Raw genomic sequence first — 22,901 nt, forward strand, 5'->3', positions numbered from 1 at the left:
TCGGCAACTCATGCGCCGTGCAGATAGGCCGCCACCACGCCGGCGGCGATGGTCGAGATGCGCATGCCGGCTTCGCGGGTAATGTCGCCCTCGACGCGGCTCTGCACCCAGCCAAGGAAGGCAAAGGCGCGTAACGCGGAAAACAGCGGCAAGGCCGCGACGTCCTGCGGCGTCAGCTCCCGCTCTTGCCGGTAGCCGTCAAGCAGTGACGCCTCGATCAGCGGATAGATCGCCTCCTCGCGGTTCTGGTAGAGCGCGACGGCAAGATCGTAGGCGTGCCAGCCATGGCCGCAATCGTCGAAGTCGATGATCTCTATGGTGTCGCCGTCGAGCAGCACGTTCTCGCGCACCAGATCGGCATGGATCAGGCCGAAATTGCGCGGGCTGCGCTCATGCCGCGACAGTGCCGCGACCGCTTTCTTGTGGGCACGCCGGACCAGGTCGCGATTGGCATCGTCCAGAAACGGGCAGGTCTCGAAGCGGCCCCAGGTCGGGTTTGGGCCGAAGAAACCGTCGAAATCCCAGGCGTGGCGGGCAAAACCTTGTGGTGGCACCCAGTTAGCGGCGGCATTGTGCATGCGCGCGATGGTTCGTCCTATGGCGGTGAAGACTTCTCGCGCGCGTTGCGGCGTGTAATCAAGCGGCACGCCGCGCGCGCCGACGGCGCGGCCTTCAAGCCAGCTCAGGCAATCGACCTGACGCGGCGTCGAGGTGCCGATGCCGACCGGCACGAATAGATCGCCGGCTAAAGTCGGCACCGGGGATGGCGTGGCGACACCGGCCGATTGCAGGAAGGCCATCCATTGCAGTTCCGAGCGCAGCGCGGCGTCCGTGTGATAACCAAGCCGATGGATGCGCATGGCTGCCGGCCGGCCATCGGCCAGGCAGACGCGGAAGACCGCGTTCTCGCGGTATTTCAGCAGCTCTGGCTCAGCGTTGCGGACGCCCCAATGCTCGAGCGCATGCCGGGCAAGCGCCGTGACATCCGCCGCCGTCTCAGGCTCGGATCGCGCGGAAACCACGTTCACGCCGTCACTCCGCCGACTTCGCCGAGCACCTCGTCGAGCGTTCCGATCAGCAGCTGGGCATTGGCGCGGGAAAACGGCATTGGTGGGCGGATCTTCAGCACATTGCCATGGATGCCGGTCTTGCCCATCAACACGCCACGGTCACGCATAGCGTTGATGACGCGCCCGGCGATATCGGGCGCGGGCTCGCGGGTTTCACGGTCGCGGACCAGCTCGGCGCCGAAGAACAGGCCGGCGCCTCTGACCTCGCCGATGCAGTCGTGGCGATCGGCCAGCGGCCGTAAGAGGTCCAGCGCATAGGCGCCGACATCGTGTGCGTTGGCGACGAGGTTTTCGTCTTCCAACACATCGAGGACCGCGTTGGCCACCGCGCAGGAGACCGGATTGCCGCCGAACGTATTGAAGTAGCGGAAGGCATTGCGGAACGTCGCCAGGATCTCTTGGTGGTCACCACGGCGGCGACCGGGTGGCCATTGCCCATCGGCTTGCCCATGGTGACGATGTCGGGGGTGAAGCCGGCGCGCTGATGGCCCCAGAAATGGCTGCCGGTGCGGCCGAAGCCGGGCTGCACTTCGTCGGCGATGACCAGCCCGCCCGCCTCGCGCACGGCCGCCACGGCGTCATCGAAGAACCCGTGGGGGAGCGTCGGGAAGCCTTCATTGGCAAGCAATGGACACAGGATCATGCCGGACAGGCCGATGCCGTCCTTTGCCAGCGAAGCGATGGCTTCCCGTACGGCGTCGCCAAAGGCCTTGCCGTTGGCCATCGCGTCGAGGTGGCGAAAACTGTCGGGCGCCGGCATCAGCCTGACATGCGGCGCGCGGCCACCGACCGGCGGCATGCGGGTTGAGAGCTGTGAAACCGCTGAGGTGTTGCCGTGATAGGTGGCGTCGGTGGCGATGATGCCCATCTGGCCTGATGTCGCCTGCGCCATGCGCAGCGCGATATCATTGGCCTCGCTGCCGGTGCAGGTGAGGATGGCGGTCGACAGGCTGGCATCAAAGGTTGTGGTCAGCCGTTCGACATAGTCGAGGATGGCGGTGTGGAGATAGCGCGTGTGGGTGTTGAGCAGGCTCGACTGCCGGCACAGCGCCTCGACCACATGCGGATGGCAATGGCCGACATGGGCGACATTGTTGTAGGCGTCGAGATATTTGCGGCCGTCGGCATCGTAGAGCCAGACGCCTTCGCCGCGCACCAGATGCACGGGCTCGTCATAGAACAATTGCGATTTCGCGCCGAGCAGGCGGCCACGCCGGCTAATCAGCGTTTCTCCAGCCGCTTTCTTCTGGGATTGAGCCATCTGTGCGTACCAAACCTCCGTTGTGCCCGTCGACCCGTCAGACCTTCGACAGGCCAGCGTCGAGCGCTTCGCCGATCTTCGCGACGTCAGCGGCGCTGATGATGAGGGGCGGCGACAGGATGATGTTGTTGCCGGAGACGCGCAGCATGACGCCGGCCTCGTAGGCAGCCTCGGAAACCACGGCCATGGTCTTCTTGTCGGTCGGCTTCTTGGTGGCGCGGTCGGAGACCAGCTCCAGCGCCGCCATCAGGCCCTTGTAACGGACATCGCCAACGATGGCGTGCTTGGCCTTCAGGCTTTCCAGCACCGCCCCTAGCTCGACGCCGCGCGCGGTCGCGTTCTCGTTCAGACGAAGCCGTTTGGTCTCGGCAAGCGCCGCCAGACCCGCAGCGCAGCCGACCGGATGGCCGGAATAGGTGTAGCCATGGCCGATCGACCCAAAACTGGTCTTGTCGGCCTCGAAGACATCGGCGACCTTGGCGCCGATTAGCGTCGCGCCGAGCGGAAAATAGCCCGAGGTGATCGCCTTGGCGATGGTCATGAAATCCGGCCTCACACCCGTCAGCCGCGAGCCGGACCAGGCGCCGGTGCGGCCAAAGCCGGTCACGACCTCGTCGGCGATCAGCAGGATTTCGTGGCGGTCGCATATTTCGCGCACCAGCGGCATGAAGCTTTCGTGCGGAACGATGACGCCGCCGGCGCCGAGCACCGGCTCCATGATGAAAGCCGCAATGGTGTCGCCCCCCTGGAAGGCGATCTCGTCCTCCAGCGCCTTGGCGCAGAGTCTGGCCAGCCTTGCCGGATCGGTCTCGTCGAACGGGTTGCGGAAGGTCCAGGGTGCGGGAATGTGGAAGACGCCGGGCAGCAGCGGCTCATAGTTGCGGCGGAAATTGGCGTTGCCGTTGACCGATGCGCCGCCAAAATGGGTGCCGTGATAGCCCTTCTTCATGGCGAGGAATTTTGTCCGGTCGCCCTGGCCGAGGATCTTCCAGTATTGCCTTGCCAGCCGCAGCGCTGTTTCGACCGAATCCGAACCGCCCGAGGTGAAGAAGGTCCGCACCATGCCTTCCGGCGCGAACCATTCGGCGAGTTCGTAGGCGAGCTCGATCGACGGTCCGGTCGAGGTGCCGCGAAAACCGGAATAGTAGGGCAACGCGCCGAGCTGGTCGGCCATCGCCTTCTTGATCGGGTCGCAGCTGTAGCCGAGATTGACGTTCCACAGGCCGCCGACGGCGTCGAGCACGCTCTTGCCATCGATGTCGGTGACCATGACGCCCTCGCCTTTCATGATCACCTTGGGCGGATTGGCCCGCATCTCGGCCGGATGCGCCATCGGATGCCAGATCGGCTTGGCGTTGGTCTCGGTGAGGAAATTGATGTCGCGCATGACAAGGCTCCGCAAATAGTCTCAGGCAACTAAGACAAGGTCGAAATGGGCAAGGGCTTCGGCATAGGAAAGGGCCGGCCAGGCAACGTCGAAATGCACCGTGCGCATGCCGGCGGCACGACCACCATCGACATTGCGCTGCTGGTCGTCGACGAACACGCAGGCACCGGCAGACAGGCCGAGCGCCTCGGTGACGAATTGATAGGCGCGCGGGTCGGGCTTGAGGATGCCGGTGTAGGTCGCGTCGACGATGACGTCGAACAGGCCGAGCAGCGGCAGTTTTTGGCGAAAGTCGGCGCCGTAGAACAGGTCGAGCTCGTTGGACAGGATCGCCAGGCGAAAACCGGCCGCGTGGACGGCGCGAATGGCATGGTCGGCCTCGGGCCGCATCACCTTTTCCGGCTCGGCGCCGCGGGCGCGCTGGACGAAGGTTTCCATCGCCTGCCAGTCCTCGCCGACGAGACGGCCGACCTCGCTGGTGCGTGTGCGCCAATAGTCGCGTTCGCTGATTTCGTCGGCCTGCATCGAGCGCCACAGCGGATCGCCGTCGGGATCGAATGGCCCGCGCCATTGCAGCGTGCCGGGGTCGAGCCCGAGCGCCTGTTCGGTCAAGGCATGGGTTTCGAACAGGGTGCGGGTGACGACACCACCGAAATCGAGGACAAGCGCCTGGGCCACGGGAGCGCTCACGCTGCCACTCCCTTGGCCGGCACGCCGCGTGGAATTATGCCTTCCTCGACCCAGCGATCGAAGATTTCCAACGCCTTGGCGACAAAGCCGTCGCTGTTGATGTGGGCGTCGATCTCATGGAACTCGACGCTGGCGGGAATGGCTTTGCGCATCTCATCGACGAAGGCGGCCAAAGCTTCCGGTTCATAGAGCGGCTCGCCCTGCATGTCCCATTCCTGGATGCCGCCCGTGGGCAGGATAAAGGCGGAGCGCCCTTTCGATGCGCCGAGCTTGGCGGCAATGGTCCTGGCGACCTGGCGGCGATCATCGGCATCGACGGTGATCGAGGCGATCAGCCTGTTGTGAGCGTGAAACGGGCGTTCGGAAAATTTAGCCGGCAAATCCTGCCAGGTCGGCAGGTCGACCATATCGACCGCGCCGGGCGCCGCGATCTGCGGGATGCCGCGCGCGCCGGCATTTTCCAGCCGGTCGTTGCCGGAGGAGACGACGGAACCGGCCAGATGGTTGGTGATCTCCTGCAGGCTGAAGTCGAAGACAGCGCAGAAATGGTCCTGGCCGGCGATCGATTCGAAGGCGCGGCCACCCATTCCGGTGGTGTGGAAGACGGCGACATCATAGCCGCGCCGCTCCAGCGCCGGCTTCAGCGTCTTCATGTAGCGCAGGCAGGAGCTGCCGAGCGAGGTCATGCCGATGGTCGGGCCGATCGCCGGCGCCGAGGCGCGGGTCTCCAGCACGATTTTCGTGGCGCCGACCACCGCACCACACGCCTGTGAAAGCACCAGCTTGCAGATCGAGTTGAGACCGTAGAGCCCGCCGGCCCAGAGGATCATCATCAGATCCGGCGCGACGCGCTCGGGCGGGATGAGGTGCGAATAGGCGATGGTCGAGACGACGAATTTCGGCACGCCGAGCGGCAGAGAGAGCGCCACGTCCAGCGCCAGATCGGTGCCCATCGAGCCGCCTATGGCGATGAAGGCATCGATCTCGCCATTCCCATGCAGCCGGCGCACCAATTGCACGGCCCCGCCCGCCATCAAGGTCATGGCGGTGTTCTCGTCACCGCTGGCGACGATCTCCTCGATCGTCACGTCGACGGCCCGGGCGACGGCATGCTTGTCGTGATCGGGACTGTAGGGCGGATTGCCGAGCACGCTGACATCCATCATCACGGCGCTGCCGCCGGAGGCCTCGATGCACTGCTTCATGAACAGCAGCTCTTCGGCCTTGGTGTCGCCAGTGCCGATGACCAGGATGCGGGGCGTTGTCTGTGCAGACATCAGGCCTGCCTCCTCAGGGTTTGCAAATTGTCGCCATTGAGGCGCATCGAAATCTCCCGTGCCGTGGCCATGACCGCAAGCCCTCGCTGCGTGATGTCGGCCGTCGTCGTTCTCGCCTTCGGCGCGGCCACAGCGATCGTGCCGAGGGCAAAGCCGTCCGCCGCCAGGATCGCCGCCGCGACGGAGATGACGCCTTCTTCCAGCCCCTGATCGCAGAGCGAATAGCCGCGCTCGCGCGCCTCAGCCATGGAGCGCGAGATGGCGGCGGGGTCGATCAGTGTATGGGCCGTGAAGGCTTCGAGCGGACCCGCCAGGCATGCCTTGACGGCCTCATCCCCGGCAAAGGCCAGATAGGCGATGCCGGAGGCGGTTGAATGCAGGGGCAGCAGTTGGCCGATGTCGATGTTGACGCGGTTTGCCCAGGCGGGATGCTCGACATGGACGGTGACCAATCTGTCGGTGCCGAATTCCGACAGATGCACGGTCTCGGCCGTAGCACTTGCCAGATCTCGCACCAGCGGCACCGCGGTCTGCAGGAAGGGGAAGCGCGCCTCGCGGATGCGCGCCAGCCGCGACAGGCCGGCGCCAAGCCGATAATGCCGCGTGCCGGCGTCCTGCTCGACGAAGCCATGGCCGGTCAGGGCCACCAGCAGCCGCCGCGTCGTCGCCTTGTCGAAGCCCGACCGGCGCGCCAGATCGGTCAGCCCGAGTTCGGGCTCAGCCACGGTGAAAAGCTCCAGAAGTGAAATCGCCTTGCCGACCGTACCCACATTTGCCTCCAAGCACGGGCCAATCAATTAACGTGTGAATTAACTTGACAGGAAGCCGCTTTGTTTGCAAGTCTATATTCAAAATAAGGGTTCAAATAATGAACCGACATCCAGAGCGTATGGGACAGGCCAAGCGGCCGGCGAACCGACTCCCGGTTTGCAAACAGGAGGGACCAATGTCAGCAGTTTCGGAACAGGCGCCGGCCAACAGGCTGCGCAAGAACAGTCTCGGCGTCGGCGCCATCACCTTCATGGTGATCTCGGCGGCCGCACCCCTTACGGCGGTCGCCGGCGGCACGCCGCTCGGCATGCTGATGGGCAATGGCGCCGGCTTTGCCGGCACCTATCTGATCGTGACGGTGCTGCTGCTTTTGTTCGCGGTCGGCTATGTCGCCATGTCGCGGCATGTCGGCAATGCCGGCGCCTTCTATGCCTATGCCGCGCGTGGCCTGGGCGGTCTCGCCGGCGGCGCCACGGCGCTGATCGCCATCCTGTCCTACAATGCCATGCAGATCGGCGTCATGGGCCTGCTCGGTGCCGCGACCTCCGGGCTGTTCGCCGGCTGGGGCATCAATCTGCCCTGGTGGGTGTGGAGCTTCATCGCCATCGCCATCGTCGCCGTGCTCGGCTACCGCCAGGTCGACCTGTCGGCCAAAATCCTGACGGTGCTGGTTCTCTGCGAATATGCCGTCGTGCTGATCCTCGATCTGACGATCCTGAAGACCGGTGGCGACAGCGGCCTGTCGGCCGCGCCGTTCAGCTGGAGCCAGATCACATCGGGTGCGCCGGCCATCGCCATCCTGTTCTGCTTTGCCGCCTTCATCGGCTTCGAGGCGACGACGATCTATGCCGAGGAAGCCCGTGACCCCAAAGTCACCATTCCGCGCGCCACCTATTTCTCGGTGCTTTTGATCGGTGTCTTCTACATGGTCACGGCCTGGCTGATGGCGGTCGGCGCCGGCGTCGACAAACTGCTGCCGGCACTGCAAGGCCTGCAGGATCCGACGACCTTCCTGTTCGGCCTGTCCGACCGCTATGCCGGAACGCTGCTGACCCATGCGATGAGCATCCTGTTCGTGTCGAGCCTGTTTGCCGGCGTGCTGGCCTTCCACAATGCGGTTGCCCGCTACATCTATGTCTCCGGCCGCGAGAAGCTGTTGCCGCAGTCGATCGGCGTGACGCATTCCGCCCACCAGAGCCCGCATGTCGCCTCGGTGATCCAGAGCGTGCTGGCGGCTGTCGTCGTCGGGCTGTTCGCCGTGCTCGGCCTCGACCCGGTGCTGGCGCTGTTTTCGTGGCTGACCAATGTCGCGACGCTCGGCGTCATCGTCATGATGGCTGTCGCCTCGCTCGCCGTGGTGATGTACTTCCGCGCCAACCCGTCGGCGCAGGAAAACGCCGTGAAGACCACCATCCTGCCCGGACTGACCTTCATCGCCTTCGTCGTCATCATCTACCTGATCGTCATCAATTTCGGCAGCCTGTCGGGAGCCGGCGGCTTCCTCGGCGTGTTCCTGCCGGGGCTGGTGCTGATCGCCGCGGTGGTCGGCCTGCTGCTGGCCGGCGCCTTGAGGGGCCGCGATCCGGTCGCCTTCGAGAGCCTCGGCCTGCCGCTGAAGGATTGAGGACCGGAGAGACGCACCAGGGCGGCGGATCACGCCGCCCTTCTCACCCGTGAAGGAGTGGCGGCATTGAGCTTTGCCGAAAACATCACCGTCGAGGCGCTGGAAGCGGACCCCTACCCGATCTATGCCGAACTCAGGCGCAGCGCGCCGGTCGCCTTCGTGCCCTCGGTCAATCTCTGGTTCGTCACCCGCTGGAAGGATGTCGAACTGGTGGCGAAGTCGCCCGACATCTTTTCCGCAATCGTCAGAGCCGGCGTGTCACCCGTCGAGCGCTCCTTCGGCAAGCCGACCATCCTGACCAGCGATGGCGAGGACCACAAGAACCTTCGCCAGGGCGTCGACCCGAAATACCGGCCGCGCACCGTCGCCGCCTATGCCGGCGATCTCGTGCGCGCGATCGCCGAGCCCTATCTCGACGTGATCGCCAGCCAAGGCTCGGCCGAACTGATGGCCGATTATTTCGAGCCGGTGTCGACGCTCAGCCTGGCACGCTCGCTCGGTCTTGCCGACATCGACATGCCGACGCTGCGCCGCTGGTTCTACGGCTGGCGCAAGGCGCCATCAATTTCGAGAAGGACCCGAGGCGGCAGGAGATCGCCGACGCGATCGGCGCCGAGGTCGGTGAAGCCGTGGCGCCGACGCTGGAAAGGCTCGCCCGCGAGCCTGACGATTCCGCGCTGTCGCACATGCTGCATGACGGCATGCCGGAAGGCCAGACGCGCCCGATCGACTTCCTGATGCCGACCATAAAGGTCATCCTGCTCGGCGGCATGCAGGAGCCGGGGCACGGCGCCGGCTCGATCCTTGTCGGCCTGCTGAGGAATCCTGACCAGCTGCGGCAGGTGCTCGACGATCCCGGAACCTTCGTGCCCAAGGCAGTCGACGAGGGCCTGCGCTGGGTGGCGCCGATCGGCACGCAGACGCGCGAAACGACCCGCGCGGTCGAGATCGGCGGGGCGACGATCCCCGCCGGCGCACCGGTCGCCGCACTGGTCTCCTCGGCCAGCCGCGACGAGAGCCGCTTCGCCGATCCGGACCGCTTCGATATCCACCGCGACGAAGGCAATCACGCCGCTTTCGGCTTCGGCCATCATTTCTGTTCCGGCCGGTTTTTCGCGCGCGAGCAGATGTGCCTTGGGGTAAGGCTGCTGCTTGAACGCCTCCCCGACTTCAGCCTTGTGCCAGGCAAGGAACCGGTGTTCCGCGGCTGGGAATTCCGGGCGCCAACCACATTGCATGTCAGTTTCGGAGCCCGTTCCCCATGATCACTCAAAATGCCATCGACACGCTGCGCCACACGGAGATCGGCGCGCGCGGCCTGTTCATCGATGGCGCACAGTCGCAGGGAACAAGCGGCGCGACATTGCCTGTCATTTCGCCGATCGACGGTCGCGCTTTCGCCAACATAGCCGACGGCAATGCCGCAGATATCGACCGTGCGGTGAAATCGGCGCGCAGAGTATTTGAGAAGGGTTCGTGGTCGCGCGCGGCGCCCGCCTTCCGCAAGAAGGTGCTGACCAGGCTTGCCGAACTCATCGAAAAGCATGTCGATGAACTGGCCGTGCTCGGCGTGCGCGACAACGGCACCGAGATCGGCATGGCCTACAAGGCCGAGCCGCTGTCGGCCGCCGGCACCATCCGCTACTACGCCGAGGCGATCGACAAGGTCTATGGCGAGATCGCGCCGACGGCCGAGAACGTGCTGGGGCTGATCCACAAGGAGCCGCTCGGCGTCGTCGGCGTCATCGTGCCGTGGAATTTCCCGCTGATGATCGGCGCCTGGAAGATCGCGCCGGCCCTTGCCACCGGCAATTGCGTGGTGGTCAAGCCCCCGGAGATCGCCTCGCTGACGCTGCTGCGGCTGGCGGAACTGGCCAGCGAGGCCGGCCTGCCCGCCGGCGTGCTCAACGTCGTCACCGGCCGCGGCGCCGTCACCGGCGAGGCGCTCGGCCTGCATATGGATGTCGACGCCATCGCCTTCACCGGTTCGGGACCGGTGGGCCGGCGGCTGCTCGACTATTCCGCGCGCTCCAATCTGAAGCGCGTCTTCCTCGAACTCGGCGGCAAGTCGCCCAACATCGTCTTTGCCGATGCGCCTGACCTGAAGCAGGCGGCGCTCGTCTCAGCCAATGGCATTTTTCGCAATTCCGGCCAGGTCTGCGTCGCCGGCTCGCGCCTGCTCGTCCAGTCATCAGTCTATGACCGCTTCATGGACGAGCTTGTCTCGGCGACCACGCGGTTGAAGGTCGGCGACCCGCTCGATCTCACCAGCGATATCGGCGCGGTATCGAGCGCCGAACAGCTGGAGAAGAATCTCGGCTTCGTTGCCAAGGCTGGGCAAGAAGGTGCAAGGCTGGTCACCGGCGGCGAACGGATCCTTGCCGAAACCGGCGGCAGCTACATGGCGCCGACGATCTTCGAGAATGTGACTGAGGATATGCAGCTTGCCCGCGAGGAGGTGTTCGGGCCGGTGCTTGGCGTCATGCGTTTCGAGACCGAAGAAGAGGCCGTGCGCCTCGCCAATTCCACCGTCTACGGGCTGGCCTCCGCGGTCTGGACAGCCAACCTCTCCACCGCGCATCGCATGGTGCGGGCCATCAATGCCGGCGTCGTCCACGTCAACACCTATGGCGGCGCCGACATCACCGTGCCGCTCGGCGGCGTCAAGCAGTCCGGCTTCGGCCGCGACAAGTCGCTGCACGCGCTAGAGAAATATCTGGAGCTAAAGACAGCCTGGATCGCGCTTTGAGACCCGTGGCGATCTCGGGCTGCCGCCGAATCTGATCTTACATCCTAGGCGTACAGGCCCGTACCGCAGTCCGCTGCGGTCGGTCCGGTGCCGTCTTGTGCTCCATGTCTTGAGATTTTTGAGAGAATATTCCCGGCTTTGCCGAGAATGGCGAAACGCATTCTTTGATAAAATCGATAGAATTTCTGACGATGTGGTCAAGCCTAGGCAATCCGCCTTGCTGCCATGACTTCACAACCGCAGAGATTCAGACATGTCCGACGTCAACAACACTTTGCCATCTTCCCTTTGGTCAACCCTCAACCGGCGCAGCGGCCTTGCTCTGCTGTTCGCATCGGCGGTCGCGGTCGGCAGCCTGATGGCGCCGCATGCTTCCTTCGCCGAGGACAAGAAGGCGATCAAGGTCGGCATCATCAGCGGCGAGGACGAGGATGTCTGGCGTGTCGTCGTCGCCCAGGCGGCCGAGAAGGGCCTGACCATCGAGACCGTGGTGTTCAACGACTACACCCAGCCCAACGAGGCGTTGGAGCGCGGCGAGATCGACGCCAATGCCTTCCAGCACCAGCCCTATCTCGACAACCAGATCAAGACGCAGGGCTATCACATCGTGCGCGTCGGCTACACCGGCGTCTGGCCGATCGGCCTCTACTCCAAGAAGTTCAAAGCGGTCGCCGACCTGCCCCAGGGCGCGGTTATCGGCGTGCCGAACGACCCGTCCAATGAAGGCCGGGCGCTGCGCGTGCTGCAGAACGAGGGCGTGATCAAGCTGAAGGACGGCACCGGCATTCTGGCCACCACCGCCGACATCGCCGAAAACCCCAAGAAGGTCGAGATCAAGGAGCTCGACGCCGGCATCGTCGGCCGCTCGGTCGAGGATCTCGACGCCGCCGTGGTCAACACCGACTGGGCGCTGAAGAGCGGCCTGACGCCGGACAACCGTATCGCGCAGGAGCCGATCGCCGACAATCCCTACCGCAACTTCATCGCGGTGAAGGTCGGCAATGAGAACGAAGCCTGGGTGAAGACGCTGGTGGCTTCGTACCAGAACGACGCGGTCAAGGCCGAGTTCGACAAGGTCTACAAGGGCACCGGCCTCAGCGCCTATTGATCCGCCGGACGTCTAGTTCGAGAGCAAATGCGGTCCGCGCCTGAGCGCGGGCCGCAATCGCGTTTTCGGATGACGAGAACAGGAACACGCATGAACCAGCACATCACGGCATCCCAGGAGATTGCCGATCCGACCCACGCCCGGCCCGACGCGTCGCAAGACGTGGTGCGGCTTGTCGAGCTGAAACGCCGCTTTGGTGCCACGCCGGCGATCGACGGCATCTCGCTGACGGTGCGCAAGGGCGAGATCCTCGGCATTATCGGCCGCAGCGGCGCCGGCAAATCGACGCTGATCCGCTGCCTGAACGGGCTGGAACGGCCCGATTCCGGCGAGGTGTTCATCGAGGGCCGCGAGATTAGCCGGCTCGGCGAGCGCGATCTGCAGCCGCTGCGGCGGCGCATCGGCATGATCTTCCAGCACTTCAACCTGCTGTCGGCCAAGACCGTCGAGGAGAATGTGGCGCTGCCGCTGAAGATCGAGGGCCGTCCGAAGGCCGAGCGGCTGGTGCGGGCGGCGGAGCTGCTTGAACTTGTCGGTCTCTCGGAGAAGGCAAAAGCCTATCCTGCATCGCTGTCGGGTGGCCAGAAGCAGCGCGTCGGCATCGCCCGGGCGCTGGCCGCGCGACCGGCGCTGCTGTTGTCGGACGAGGCGACGTCAGCGCTCGACCCGGAGACGACGCGCTCCATTCTGGCGCTGCTGAAAGACATCAACCGGCAGCTTGGCCTGACCATCCTTTTGATCACGCATGAGATGGAGGTGATCCGCTCGATCGCCGACCGCGTGGCGGTGATCGATGCCGGGCGCATCGTCGAGCAAGGACCGGTCTGGTCGGTGTTCGCCGATCCGCAGTCGGACATCACCAAAAGCCTGCTCGGCGCCATCCGCCCGCAACTGCCGGCCGAACTGGCGGCAAGGCTGCTGCCGGCTTCCGGAGCCGAGACGATCCTGCGCATCGACGTTGCCGGCGAAGCCGCAAGCGGGCCGCTGCTTTCCGACCTTGCTACTTCTGTTCCAAGGCGCCTTCCGCCTCGTCCATGGCGGCATCGATCATATCCAGCAACAGCCGGTCGGCACGCTGTTTCTCTCCGTTCCCGGCAGCGAGGCTAGCCATCTCGCTGAAATCATCACATTCCTGAAGGCCCGCCAGGCGCGGGTGGAGGTGCTTGGCCATGTCGCCAATCCTGTTTGAGCTTCTGCTGCGGTCGATCTGGGAGACGGTGCTGATGACGGCCGCCTCCGGCCTGATCTCGCTGGTCTTCGGCCTGCCGCTTGGGCTGGCCTTGATATCAACCGAACGCGGCGGCATTGCCGAAAACCTGTGGGTCAACCGCGCGCTCGCCGCAATTATCAACGGCTTCCGCTCGGTGCCGTTCATCATCCTGCTGGTGGCGCTGATTCCGCTGACACGGCTGATCGTCGGCACCTCGATCGGCACCTGGGCCGCCATCGTGCCGCTGTCGATCGCCGCCACGCCCTACTACGCGCGCATCGCCGAAGTGTCGCTGCGCGAGGTCGACCATGGGCTGATCGAGGCGGCGCGGGCCATGGGCGGCAACCGCTGGACGATCATCCGCGAGGTGCTGGTGCCCGAGGCGCTCCCCGGCATCGTTGCCGGCTTCACCGTGACGCTGGTGACGCTGATCGGCGCCTCGGCCATGGCTGGCGCGATCGGCGCCGGCGGCTTGGGCGATCTCGCTATACGGTACGGCTATCAGCGGTTCGAGACGTCGGTGATGGTGGCGGTGGTGATCGTGCTGATTGTTTTGGTCTGCGGCATCCAGTGGGTGGGGGATCGGCTGGTGGCGAGGTTGGACCGGCGAGGGTGACGGCGAGCTAGGCGATGATGTCTTCGATGAGAGCCTGTAGTGGTGCTTCGGACCCACTGAAACTGTCAATCATAGCCTGGATCACCCGGTCACGGTCGAGGATATCGGCGTTGAACGTGAAGCCTGCGTGCTCGGCGAGCATGGCAAGGAATGTGAGCTGGGTATGGCCATTGCCTTCACGAAATGGGTGAACGGCATTGATCTCGGCGATGATGTGCGCCAGATGCTTCGCAAAGCTGACTCTGTCAAGATCAGCCAGGTGGTCGGGATTGCCGAGTTCGCGGAACACCCGCGCCATCTCACTGGCTATGTGTTCGGGATAACAGAACCAACTGCCGGCCTTGCCGATGCGGATCGTGCGCGCCTGACCCGCCCAGCCATATACATCCTGGAACAAGTGCCGGTGCAGGCTGAGGTAGTGAACGTAGTCGAGTTCGCCTGCCGGAAGAGGCTCATCGGCGCGAGTCTGGTCGCTGACGTCCAGCAGATTGATAAGCACCGTCGTGCCGGGATAGCAGAGCGGATCGAATTCGGCGGCATAGATCAACGTCTATTTCTTTTTGCGGATTTCTTCCTTGATGAGCGAACGCCGCTCATCACCGGACAGTCCGCGCCGCACGCCCTGGCTAAGTATTTCACCCATGCGGGGAGACAGCTTCATCCCTTCCACAGCGCTGATTTTCTCACCGCGCACGCTCGTCAGAACGAACTGGCCTGTCTTGGCGGAACGGACGATTCTTGAACTCGGAGACTTCATTGGGAGATCTTATCATAAGCTCGGAGGCGAGGCCAAAACGATTCCCGGCAAGCCAAGCTAGCCCCGCAACCTCGCCCCCTCCGGATCGAAGAACGGCATCGGCGCGACCACCGCGCGGGTCGGCACGCCGTCAATATCGACGCTTAGTTCTGTGCCTATCCCCGTGAAAGGCAGGCGCAGATGCGCGGTCGCCAGCACCTTGCCGAGTGAATAGCCGTGATCGCTGTAGGTGACAATGCCGGCATCCTCGCCTTCGGCCAGCACACGCGCATCCGTTGCCGCTGGTTTGTCGCCGTCGACGATCAGGCCGGTCCAGCGCTCGTCGAGGCCCTTGTCGCGGATTTTGAGCAGCGCCTCACGGCCGATGAAATCGCCCTTGTCGAACTTGATCCAGCGGTCGAGACCGACATGGAACGGTGTGCGGGTCTCGTCCATGTCGATGCCATGCGCCGGATAGGCTTTTTCCAGGCCAAGCGTGAACATCGCCAGCACGCCATAGGGTTTCAGGCCGAAGTCCTTGCCGGCCCGCATCAGTGCATCCCAGACGGAGGCTGCCTCGTCGGCCGGCACGAAGAGTTCGAAGCCGAGTTCACCGGTCACGCCGGTGCGCGAGATCAGCACCCTTGTGCCATTGATCTGGCCTGAGGTGAACGCCCAGCGCTTCAAGCCGTCTAGGTCGGCCTCTGCGACCAGCGCCTTCAACAATTCGCGCGAGCGCGGGCCCTGAATGGTGGGGAAGGCGACGGCGGCGGTGATGTCGGTGACATAGGCTTTTCGCCCTCCGGCATGGTGCTGCAGCCAAGGCAGCATCTTCAGGCGGTTGACCGAACCGGTGACCAGCATGAAATGCTCCGGTCCTAGCCGGAACACGGTGAGGTCGTCCATGATGCCGCCGTCCTCGCGGCAGACGGTGGAATAGCGGACCTGGCCCGGTTTCATCGCCGCGGCATCGTTGACGATGACAAGGTTGACCAGCGCCTCGGCGTCCGGCCCCTTGATGTCCATCTTGCCCATGGTGCTGAGATCCTGCACGCCGACATTTGCGCGCGTGTTCAGGTGCTCGTCGGCGATGCCGGAATAGTACTTGGCCGAGATGAAATCGCCGCCGACCCGACCCATGGTCGCGCCGAGCCCGACAATGCTGCTGTAAAAGGGGGAACGCCGCTCAGCCAAGAAGATCTCCATCATGTATTTGCTGTGCAGAGACCGTTTCGAAATTCGCTCTGGCGAGCCATATGTTGGTGGTTTCGAGAACCGGAGCGCAGCGGACGTTCAGGTCCGTGAGCACCGGAAGCGCAGAAAACGCCTTCAGATGGCCGCCAGAGTAGAATTTCCAAACGGTCTCAGTTGCCGTAGACGTCGAAGGCAAAGTATTTGTCGTTGATTTCCTTGTATTTTCCGCTGGCGCGCAAGGCGTCGATGGCGGCATTGAACTTATCCGCCAGTTCCTTGTTGCCCTTCTGCAGGGCGATGCCGACGCCGGGGCCGTGAATGGCCGGATCGGCGGTCAGCGTGCCGAGCAACTTGCAGCAGGCGCCGTCGGGCTTCTTCAGCCATTCGGTCAGGATGATCGAGCCGTCCATCATCGCGTCGAGGCGGCCATTGGCCATGTCGGTGCGGGCGTCGTCGCCGGTCGGATAGGCCTTGACGGTCGAGCCCGCATATTTCTGCTCGGCGAATTTCTGGTGGATGGTGGCGGTCTGCACGCCGAGCGCCTTGCCCTTCAAATCGTCCGGCGATGTGCCGGCGATGGTCGAATCCTTCGGCACCGCGATGGCCGGCGGCGTCTGGTAGTATTTGTGGGTGAACTCTACCTTCTCGGCCCGCTCCGGCGTGATGGTGATGTTGATGATGGCGTCGAACTTGCCGGCCTGGAGTGCGGGGATAGAGCCGTCGAAATCCTGGACATTGAATTCGCATTCGGCCTTCATTTCGGCGCACAGCGCCTTGCCGAGATCGATGTCGAAGCCGCCCAGCGTGCCGTCGGCACTGGCGTAGTTGAAGGGCGGATAGGCGCCCTCGGTGCCGATCCTGAGCTTGTCCTGGGCGCTGGCAGCGCCGGTGGCAAGCGTGAGGGCGACGGAAGCGGCAAGCACGAAACGACCGAAAAGACGCATGTTCCAGATCCCGTTGAGGACGAGAAGTCTACGGGCTTTCGTGCCTCCGGCGGAGACGGAAGCGACATGTCATGCGGCGATCACGGCGCGGCGGGTGGTCCGCGCCATAGGAGGGCGTTAGCCAGCGCGGTGCTTGTCCGTTGCCTCCCGGTCAACGGTGAGATCGCCCGCCGACAGGACAACGCCGAATTTTTGGCTGGCTTCCTCTGCGGTGTAGTATCCCAGCGCCACATCGCGCTGCACTTGATCGGCATCACGCTCGCGCGGATCGCCATAGCCGCCACCGCCCGGTGTGCCCACGCGGACGCGGTCGCCGGCCTTCAGCGGGATGTCCTGCTCCTTGGACAGATGCGGCGGCACGTGTTCCTCGCCGTTGCGGAACACGGTCACCGTGTTGACCGCGCCATCGCCGCCGCCGAGCGCGCCTTGCGGGCCGAAACGACCGTGATCCATGACGAAGGAGGCCCGGGCATCGCCGCGCAGGATCTCGACCTCATAGGCGAGCCCAAAGCCGCCGCGATGCTTGCCGGCGCCTCCCGAGCCTTCGCGCAAGGCATAGTGGCGGTAGAGCACCGGAAAGGCCTGTTCCATGATCTCGACTGGCGGCGATTTCGAAATGCCGATGGTCGAGCAGCCATTGGTCAGGCCGTCATGGCCCGAATTGCCGCCATAGCCGCCGCCGGAGATCTGGTACATGACATAGTCGCGGCCACGTGCCGGATCGTTGCCGCCAAGCGCGAAATTGCCGCTGGAGCCGGCGGGTGCTGCTGTCACCTTGTCCGGCAACGCCTGCACCATCGCTGCGAACACCGCCTCGGCGATGCGCTGCGAGACTTCGGCCGCACAGCCCGACACGGGACGCGGGTACTTGGCGTCCAGGAAGGTGCCTTCCGGCCGCTTGACGATCAGCGGCTCGAAAGCGCCGGCACTGATCGGCACATCCGGAAAGATGTGGCGCATGGCGAGGTAGACCGAGGACAGCGTCGTCGCCAGCACGCTGTTCATCGGCCCGGCGCAGGGTTTTGACGAGCCGGCGAAATCGAAGGTCAGAGTATCGCCCTGCTTCTCCACCGCGAGGGCGATGGTCAGCGGCTCGTTGATCACCCCGTCGGAATCGACAAAGGCCTTGGAGCGATAGGTGCCGTCGGGAATGGCCGCGATGTTGGCGCGCATCTGCTCGGCGGCACGACGGCGCAGTTCGGCGATTGCCTCCACAACCGTTTCATCTCCGTAACGATCCAAGATTCCATTGAGCCGGTCCTGGCCGATCAGCAGCGCGGCGGCCTGCGCCCTGATGTCGCCAATGCGCTGGTCGGCGACGCGGATGTTGGAGCAGATGATGGCGTAGATCTCGGGATCGAGCACGCCCTTCTTGAACAGTTTCACCGGCGGCAGCCGCAGGCCTTCCTGTTCGACCGCGGTCGCGGAGGCCGAGAAGCCGCCCGGCACCGAGCCGCCAATGTCCGGCCAATGGCCGGTGTTGGACAGCCAGCAGAAGATCTTGCCGTCCCGGTAGACCGGCATGGCGAAGCGCACATCCATCAGATGCGTGCCGCCGAGATAGGGGTCGTTGACGATGTAGATGTCGCCGGGCTCAGGGGCCAGGCAGCGACCGTCGGCGATCATCTCGATCACCGTTTTTGTCGAATATTGCATGACGCCGACGAACACCGGCAGGCCCTGGCTTCCCTGTGCGATCAGCGAGCCGTCGACGGCCGAATAGATGCCGTCGGAGCGGTCATTGGCTTCCGCAATGACCGGGGAGAAGGCGGCGCGGGAGAATGTCAGGTCCATCTCGTCGCAGACCTGCTGCAAAGCAGCCTGGAGGACCGAAAGCGTGATGGCGTCGAGTTTCATTCTCAGGCCTCGCCAATGTCGATGATGATGTTGCCGTCGGCATCCGATCTTGCGCGGTCGCCGGGTTCGAGCACGGTGGTGGCGTCCATCTGTTCGAGGATCGCCGGGCCGTCGATGACGGCATCGAGCGGCAGTTTTTCGCGAGCATACACCGGCGTGTCGTGCCACTGGCCCGCGTACCAGACCGGCCGGATCTCGCGCCTTGCCTCTTCGAGCGTCTTGGCGCGCCCGGCCGGGTCGATCAGCCGCGACAGGTCGATCGCCGGCCTGACGCCGGTGACCGATGTGTTGAGGTTGACGAGGTTGGCGCGGATTTCCGGCAGCTCGACCTTGAAACGGGCGAAATAGGCCTTTTCGAACAGGGCTTGCAGTTCCTGCCGTGTCACGGACGAAGACGGCAGCGGCACGTTGATGATGTGGGTCTGGCCGACGAACTGCATGTCGGCGGAGTGGGTGACGCGGATCGTCTCCGGCTTCACCGCTTCCTTGGCGATCAGCTCCTCGCCTTCGTTTCGGTGCCGTTCCAATACGGAGTGGAGCTGGGATTCATCGAGCACAGCCACCGGCTGGTTGATGGTGTTGACGAAGTCGTGCCGCAGATCGGCGACGACGCAGCCGAGCGCGTTGGTGATGCCCGGCCGCGCCGGCACCAGCACACGCGGCAGGCCGAGTTCACGCGCCAGTGCGGTGGCATGCAGCGGCCCGGCGCCGCCAAAGGCGAACAGCGCGAAATCGCGTGGATCATGGCCGCGCGACACCGAGACCATGCGGATGGCGCCGGCCATCTTCATGTTGCCGAGCCGCAGAACCGCACCCGCAGCCTCGACGCCGGACAGGCCGGTCGGTTTGCCGATCTTGTCCGCGAAAATGCCGGTGACGCGCTCTGACGTGACCGGGTTTTCAACCGCCAGCAGCTTCTTCGGCGCCAGCCGGCCGAGCACTAGGTTGGCGTCGGTGATGGTCGGCTCCAGCCCGCCGCGGCCATAGCAGATCGGGCCGGGATTGGCGCCCGCACTTTCCGGGCCGATCTGGATCAGGCCGGCCGCGTCGACGCGGGCGATCGACCCGCCGCCGGCGCCGACCGTGTGCACCGCCACCATCGGCACATGGATGGGCATCGCGTATTCGATCTCGATCTCGTTCGACACCGCCGGCTCGGCGTTGCGGATCAGGGCCACGTCGGTCGAGGTGCCGCCCATGTCGTAGGTGACGAGGTTTTCGAAACCGGCGCGCTTGCCGGTATAGGCGGCGGCAATCACCCCGGAGGCCGGGCCGGACATCACCGTCTTGGCCGACTCACGTGTGACGAAGCGGGCCGAGATCATGCCGCCATTGCCGTTCATGATCAGGAAGTCGCGGGCATAGCCTTTTGCCGCCAGTTCCTTGCGCAGCCGCTCGACATAGCGCTCGAGGATCGGCTGCACCGAGGCGTTGACCGAGGCAGTGACGCCACGCTCGAATTCGCGCGCTTCCGACAGCAGCGCATGGCCCGTGGTGATGTAGCTGTTCGGCCAGAGTTCGACGGCGATCTCGGCGGCGCGCCGCTCATGCGAAGGGTTGGCGTAGGAATGCAGGAAATGGATGACGAGGGATTCGCAGCCGGCCGCGATCAGCGCCTTCACCGCCTCGCGCATTTCGGCTTCGTCGAGCGGCGTGCGCACGGTTCCGGATGCCTCGACGCGCTCCGACACTTCGAGCCTGAGATTGCGCGGGATGATCGGAACGAACGTGCCGGTCATGCCATAGGGTTGCGGCCGTGTGCGCCGGCCAAGCTCGATCACGTCGCGAAAGCCGCGCGTGGTGATCATGCCGGTCTTGGCCAGCCGGCGCTCCAGCACCGCATTGGTGGTGGTGGTCGTGCCATGCACGATGAGGTCGATGCCGTCGATCGCAAATCCGGTGGCGCCAAGTGCTGAAACCACGCCGAAGGCCTGGTTGTCGACCGTCGTCGGCGTCTTGGCGATATGCACCTTGCCGCCGTCCTTGCCGTCGATCAGAAGCAGGTCGGTGAAGGTCCCGCCGACATCGATGCCGGCAACAACATTTCCCTGGGAATGGCGCGCTTGCGCGGGAAAATTCTCTTTCATCGTCGAAACCCGAAACGCTGGGACTACGGATATGCGTCAGTTTGGAAAGGTGTTTTAAGGTAGCATCTTGACGCAAATATCGTTTGTATACTAATAAATTCCGGACACAAGAGCTTACCGCTTTGGAGTGTGCGAACAGCACGCCGGGACCTGAACGGTCCGGGCGCGCAGGTGAAAGTTTGGCGCCCGCGTCCCTGGTTGGGCCAGAAAGTTGGATTTGATGAACACCACATCCGCTCTCAACACCGCCGGCGCCCGCCCGCTGCAGTTTCCGATTCCGGCGAATGTCTATGCTGAAACCGTCGTCTCGGTGAAGCACTACACCGACCGGCTGTTCTCGTTCCGCATCACCCGTCCGCAGTCGCTGCGCTTCCGCTCCGGCGAGTTCGTCATGATCGGCCTGCCCAACGCCGAGAAGCCGGTGTTCCGCGCCTATTCGGTGGCGAGCCCGGCCTGGGACGAAGAGCTGGAATTCTTCTCGATCAAGGTGCCGGACGGCCCGCTGACCTCGGAACTGCAGAAGATCCAAGTCGGCGACACCGTTATCATGCGTCAGAAGTCGACCGGCACGCTGGTGGTCGACGCGCTGACCCCGGCCAAGCGGCTGTTCATGATTTCGACCGGCACCGGCATCGCGCCCTTCGCCAGCCTGCTGCGCGACCCCGACACCTACGAAAAGTTCGATCAGCTGATCCTGACGCATACCTGCCGCGACAATGCCGAGCTGACCTACGGCCAGGAATTGGTGGCGGCGCTGGAAAGCGATCCGCTGATCGGTGAGCTGACCACCGGGCGCGTCACGCTCTACAATTCGACGACCCGTGAAGAATCGGCCCGCATGGGCCGAATCACCGCGCTGATCGGCTCGGGCAAGTTCTACGCCGACCTCGGCATCGAGAAGCTCAATCCGGAAACGGACCGCATCATGATCTGCGGCTCTATGCATATGCTGAAGGACGTCAAGGAACTCGCCGAAAGCCTCGGCTTCCAGGAAGGCTCGCTCAGCCATCCCGCGACTTTCGTCGTCGAGCGCGCCTTCGTCGGCTGAGCCGGACGCGGACACCTCGAACCTGCATTTTGACCATGCGGTCAAAAACTAGCTGCTTTTGCGGCCTTTTTCAGCTATCCCTCGCTTGAGGACTCGTGAAGCACGACTTCACGGGCTATCTTTGTTCGCGCCGGGAAACGACGCGCACCAAGACATAAGCGCAAGTCGCTGAATGAAAGGGCAGGAGATGAGCAGCACAATCCGCGAAGCCGATCTTGGCACCAAGGTGACGCCCCTGCCGGCGCGCGCCGCCGCCAACACCCCCGTACCGCTGGACCATCGCATCGCGCGCAATCCGGGCATGAAACTCGACCTCGGCTTCATGGAATCGGTGCGCAGCGTCAACCGCTCGGCGCTGGAACGCCGGGTCGCTAGCCTGACCAAGCGGCGTTCGATCAAGGCCGACAACCAGGCGGCATGGCTGCTGCGCGCCGTCGCCTGCATGGACCTGACGACGCTGAACTCCAACGACACCGAGGAGCGTGTGCGCCGGCTCTGCGCCAAGGCGATCAACCCGTTCCGCCGCGACATCGTCGAGGGCCTCGGCATTGCGGGCGAAACTATCCGGCCGGCCGCGGTCTGCGTCTACCATCCCTTTGTCGCCACCGCCGTTGATGCCGTGCGCGGCACCGGCATTCATGTCGCCGCCGTCTCCACGGCCTTTCCGCATGGGTTGGCGCCGCTGTCGACCCGCCTGCAGGAGATCGAAGCTTCGGTGCGTGACGGCGCTGACGAGATCGACGTCGTCATTCCGCGCGGGCTGGTGTTCGGCGCCAAGTGGCGGGAGCTTTACAACGAGATCGTCTCGATGCGCGCCGCCTGCGGTGACGCGCATCTGAAAGTCATTCTGGGCACCGGCGACCTCGCCACTTTGCGCAATGTCATGCTGGCCTCGATGGTGGCGATGATGGCCGGCGCTGACTTCATCAAGACCTCGACCGGCAAGGAAAGCGTCAATGCGACGCTGCCTGTAGGCCTGGCCATGGTGCGCGCCATCAGGGCCTATTTCGAGGAGACCGGCTATCTCATCGGCTTCAAGCCGGCCGGCGGCATTTCCACGGCAAAGGCCTCGCTCGATTGGCTTGTGCTGATGAAGGAGGAGCTCGGCCGGCCGTGGCTGGAGCCGGAGCTGTTCCGCTTCGGCGCTTCAAGCCTGCTGACCGACATTGAGCGGCAGCTTGAGCATCATCTGACCGGGCACTATTCGGCCAATCACCGCCACGCAATGGCTTGAGCACCCAATTACCCCCACCCCGATCGGCTTCGCCGATC

19 protein-coding genes and 2 pseudogenes are annotated in these 22,901 nt (G+C 64.3%); 9 read left to right on the forward strand and 12 right to left on the reverse strand.

The genetic code is table 11. From position 1 onward, the window contains the following. Nucleotides 1-8: 8 nt before the first annotated feature. From AC0V8S_RS03690 to AC0V8S_RS03715, 6 genes and pseudogenes are all read right to left on the reverse strand, one after another. Nucleotides 9-1,028: a phosphotransferase enzyme family protein gene (locus AC0V8S_RS03690; RefSeq protein WP_475436855.1), complete on the reverse strand. Its 1,020-nt coding sequence runs from the start codon at nucleotides 1,026-1,028 to the stop codon at nucleotides 9-11. Then, a pseudogene (locus tag AC0V8S_RS03695) lies at nucleotides 1,025-2,331 on the reverse strand (aminotransferase class III-fold pyridoxal phosphate-dependent enzyme). Before AC0V8S_RS03695 ends, AC0V8S_RS03690 begins: the two are co-directional and overlap by 4 nt. 37 nt (nucleotides 2,332-2,368) lie before the next feature. Next, nucleotides 2,369-3,718, reverse strand: a complete 1,350-nt coding sequence (locus AC0V8S_RS03700; RefSeq protein ID WP_475436856.1) for an aminotransferase class III-fold pyridoxal phosphate-dependent enzyme — start codon at nucleotides 3,716-3,718, stop codon at nucleotides 2,369-2,371. 21 nt (nucleotides 3,719-3,739) lie between these two features. Continuing rightward, complete coding sequence (locus tag AC0V8S_RS03705) at nucleotides 3,740-4,396, reverse strand: HAD-IA family hydrolase (protein WP_475438567.1); 657 nt, start codon at nucleotides 4,394-4,396, stop codon at nucleotides 3,740-3,742. A gap of 8 nt (nucleotides 4,397-4,404) precedes the next feature. Further along, entirely contained in the window at nucleotides 4,405-5,685 is a 1,281-nt protein-coding gene (locus tag AC0V8S_RS03710) for a Tm-1-like ATP-binding domain-containing protein (RefSeq protein ID WP_475436857.1), read from the reverse strand. Further along, complete coding sequence (locus AC0V8S_RS03715) at nucleotides 5,685-6,455, reverse strand: IclR family transcriptional regulator (RefSeq protein WP_475436858.1); 771 nt, start codon at nucleotides 6,453-6,455, stop codon at nucleotides 5,685-5,687. Before AC0V8S_RS03715 ends, AC0V8S_RS03710 begins: the two co-directional genes overlap by 1 nt. 176 nt (nucleotides 6,456-6,631) lie before the next feature. Between AC0V8S_RS03715 and AC0V8S_RS03720 the strand changes: the two genes are divergently transcribed. The 7 genes and pseudogenes from AC0V8S_RS03720 (at nucleotide 6,632) to AC0V8S_RS03750 (ending at nucleotide 13,763) form a co-directional block, all read left to right on the forward strand. Continuing rightward, nucleotides 6,632-8,080, forward strand: coding sequence for an APC family permease (locus tag AC0V8S_RS03720; RefSeq protein WP_475436859.1), 1,449 nt, complete (start codon nucleotides 6,632-6,634; stop codon nucleotides 8,078-8,080). A gap of 66 nt (nucleotides 8,081-8,146) precedes the next feature. After that, nucleotides 8,147-8,818 (forward strand): cytochrome P450 family protein, encoded by a 672-nt coding sequence (locus AC0V8S_RS03725; protein ID WP_475436860.1) that lies wholly within the window; start codon nucleotides 8,147-8,149, stop codon nucleotides 8,816-8,818. Then, nucleotides 8,782-9,345 (forward strand): cytochrome P450, encoded by a 564-nt coding sequence (locus AC0V8S_RS03730; RefSeq protein WP_475436861.1) that lies wholly within the window; start codon nucleotides 8,782-8,784, stop codon nucleotides 9,343-9,345. The genes AC0V8S_RS03725 and AC0V8S_RS03730 overlap by 37 nt, the downstream gene beginning before the upstream one ends. Further along, nucleotides 9,342-10,829 (forward strand): aldehyde dehydrogenase, encoded by a 1,488-nt coding sequence (locus AC0V8S_RS03735; RefSeq protein ID WP_475436862.1) that lies wholly within the window; start codon nucleotides 9,342-9,344, stop codon nucleotides 10,827-10,829. The genes AC0V8S_RS03730 and AC0V8S_RS03735 overlap by 4 nt, the downstream gene beginning before the upstream one ends. A 253-nt stretch (nucleotides 10,830-11,082) precedes the next feature. Then, nucleotides 11,083-11,937, forward strand: a complete 855-nt coding sequence (locus tag AC0V8S_RS03740) for a MetQ/NlpA family lipoprotein (protein WP_475436863.1) — start codon at nucleotides 11,083-11,085, stop codon at nucleotides 11,935-11,937. A gap of 90 nt (nucleotides 11,938-12,027) precedes the next feature. Further along, nucleotides 12,028-13,126: pseudogene (locus tag AC0V8S_RS03745) on the forward strand (methionine ABC transporter ATP-binding protein). Beyond that, nucleotides 13,107-13,763 (forward strand): methionine ABC transporter permease, encoded by a 657-nt coding sequence (locus AC0V8S_RS03750; protein WP_183464584.1) that lies wholly within the window; start codon nucleotides 13,107-13,109, stop codon nucleotides 13,761-13,763. Before AC0V8S_RS03745 ends, AC0V8S_RS03750 begins: the two are co-directional and overlap by 20 nt. 7 nt (nucleotides 13,764-13,770) lie before the next feature. On the opposite strand, the gene AC0V8S_RS03755 is transcribed toward AC0V8S_RS03750, so the two are convergent. The 6 genes from AC0V8S_RS03755 to AC0V8S_RS03780 all read right to left on the reverse strand — a co-directional run bounded on the left by AC0V8S_RS03755 (nucleotide 13,771) and on the right by AC0V8S_RS03780 (nucleotide 20,581). Then, entirely contained in the window at nucleotides 13,771-14,310 is a 540-nt protein-coding gene (locus AC0V8S_RS03755; RefSeq protein ID WP_475436864.1) for a Fic/DOC family protein, read from the reverse strand. A gap of 3 nt (nucleotides 14,311-14,313) precedes the next feature. Next, nucleotides 14,314-14,520: a hypothetical protein gene (locus tag AC0V8S_RS03760; protein WP_475436865.1), complete on the reverse strand. Its 207-nt coding sequence runs from the start codon at nucleotides 14,518-14,520 to the stop codon at nucleotides 14,314-14,316. Between the two features lie 57 nt (nucleotides 14,521-14,577). Then, on the reverse strand, nucleotides 14,578-15,708 hold the full coding sequence (locus AC0V8S_RS03765) for an aminomethyl transferase family protein (RefSeq protein WP_183464583.1): 1,131 nt from the start codon (nucleotides 15,706-15,708) through the stop codon (nucleotides 14,578-14,580). 155 nt (nucleotides 15,709-15,863) lie between these two features. Beyond that, nucleotides 15,864-16,637, reverse strand: coding sequence for an ABC transporter substrate-binding protein (locus AC0V8S_RS03770; RefSeq protein ID WP_475436866.1), 774 nt, complete (start codon nucleotides 16,635-16,637; stop codon nucleotides 15,864-15,866). 117 nt (nucleotides 16,638-16,754) lie between these two features. After that, nucleotides 16,755-18,494 (reverse strand): hydantoinase B/oxoprolinase family protein, encoded by a 1,740-nt coding sequence (locus tag AC0V8S_RS03775; protein ID WP_475436867.1) that lies wholly within the window; start codon nucleotides 18,492-18,494, stop codon nucleotides 16,755-16,757. A gap of 2 nt (nucleotides 18,495-18,496) precedes the next feature. Further along, the gene (locus AC0V8S_RS03780; protein ID WP_475436868.1) at nucleotides 18,497-20,581 is read right to left on the reverse strand and encodes a hydantoinase/oxoprolinase family protein; all 2,085 of its coding nucleotides are present in this window, start codon (nucleotides 20,579-20,581) and stop codon (nucleotides 18,497-18,499) included. A 220-nt stretch (nucleotides 20,582-20,801) separates the two neighbouring features. Here AC0V8S_RS03780 and AC0V8S_RS03785 point away from each other — a divergent pair, with 220 nt between their 5' ends. Together AC0V8S_RS03785 and deoC are read left to right on the forward strand one after the other, a co-directional pair. Continuing rightward, nucleotides 20,802-21,629: a ferredoxin--NADP reductase gene (locus AC0V8S_RS03785; protein ID WP_475436869.1), complete on the forward strand. Its 828-nt coding sequence runs from the start codon at nucleotides 20,802-20,804 to the stop codon at nucleotides 21,627-21,629. 187 nt (nucleotides 21,630-21,816) lie between these two features. After that, a complete protein-coding gene (gene deoC / locus AC0V8S_RS03790; protein ID WP_010912704.1) occupies nucleotides 21,817-22,863 on the forward strand; it encodes a deoxyribose-phosphate aldolase in 1,047 nt (348 codons plus the stop codon). The last annotated feature ends 38 nt before the right edge of the window (nucleotides 22,864-22,901 follow it).

This window comes from Mesorhizobium oxytropidicola (genome assembly GCF_056174625.1).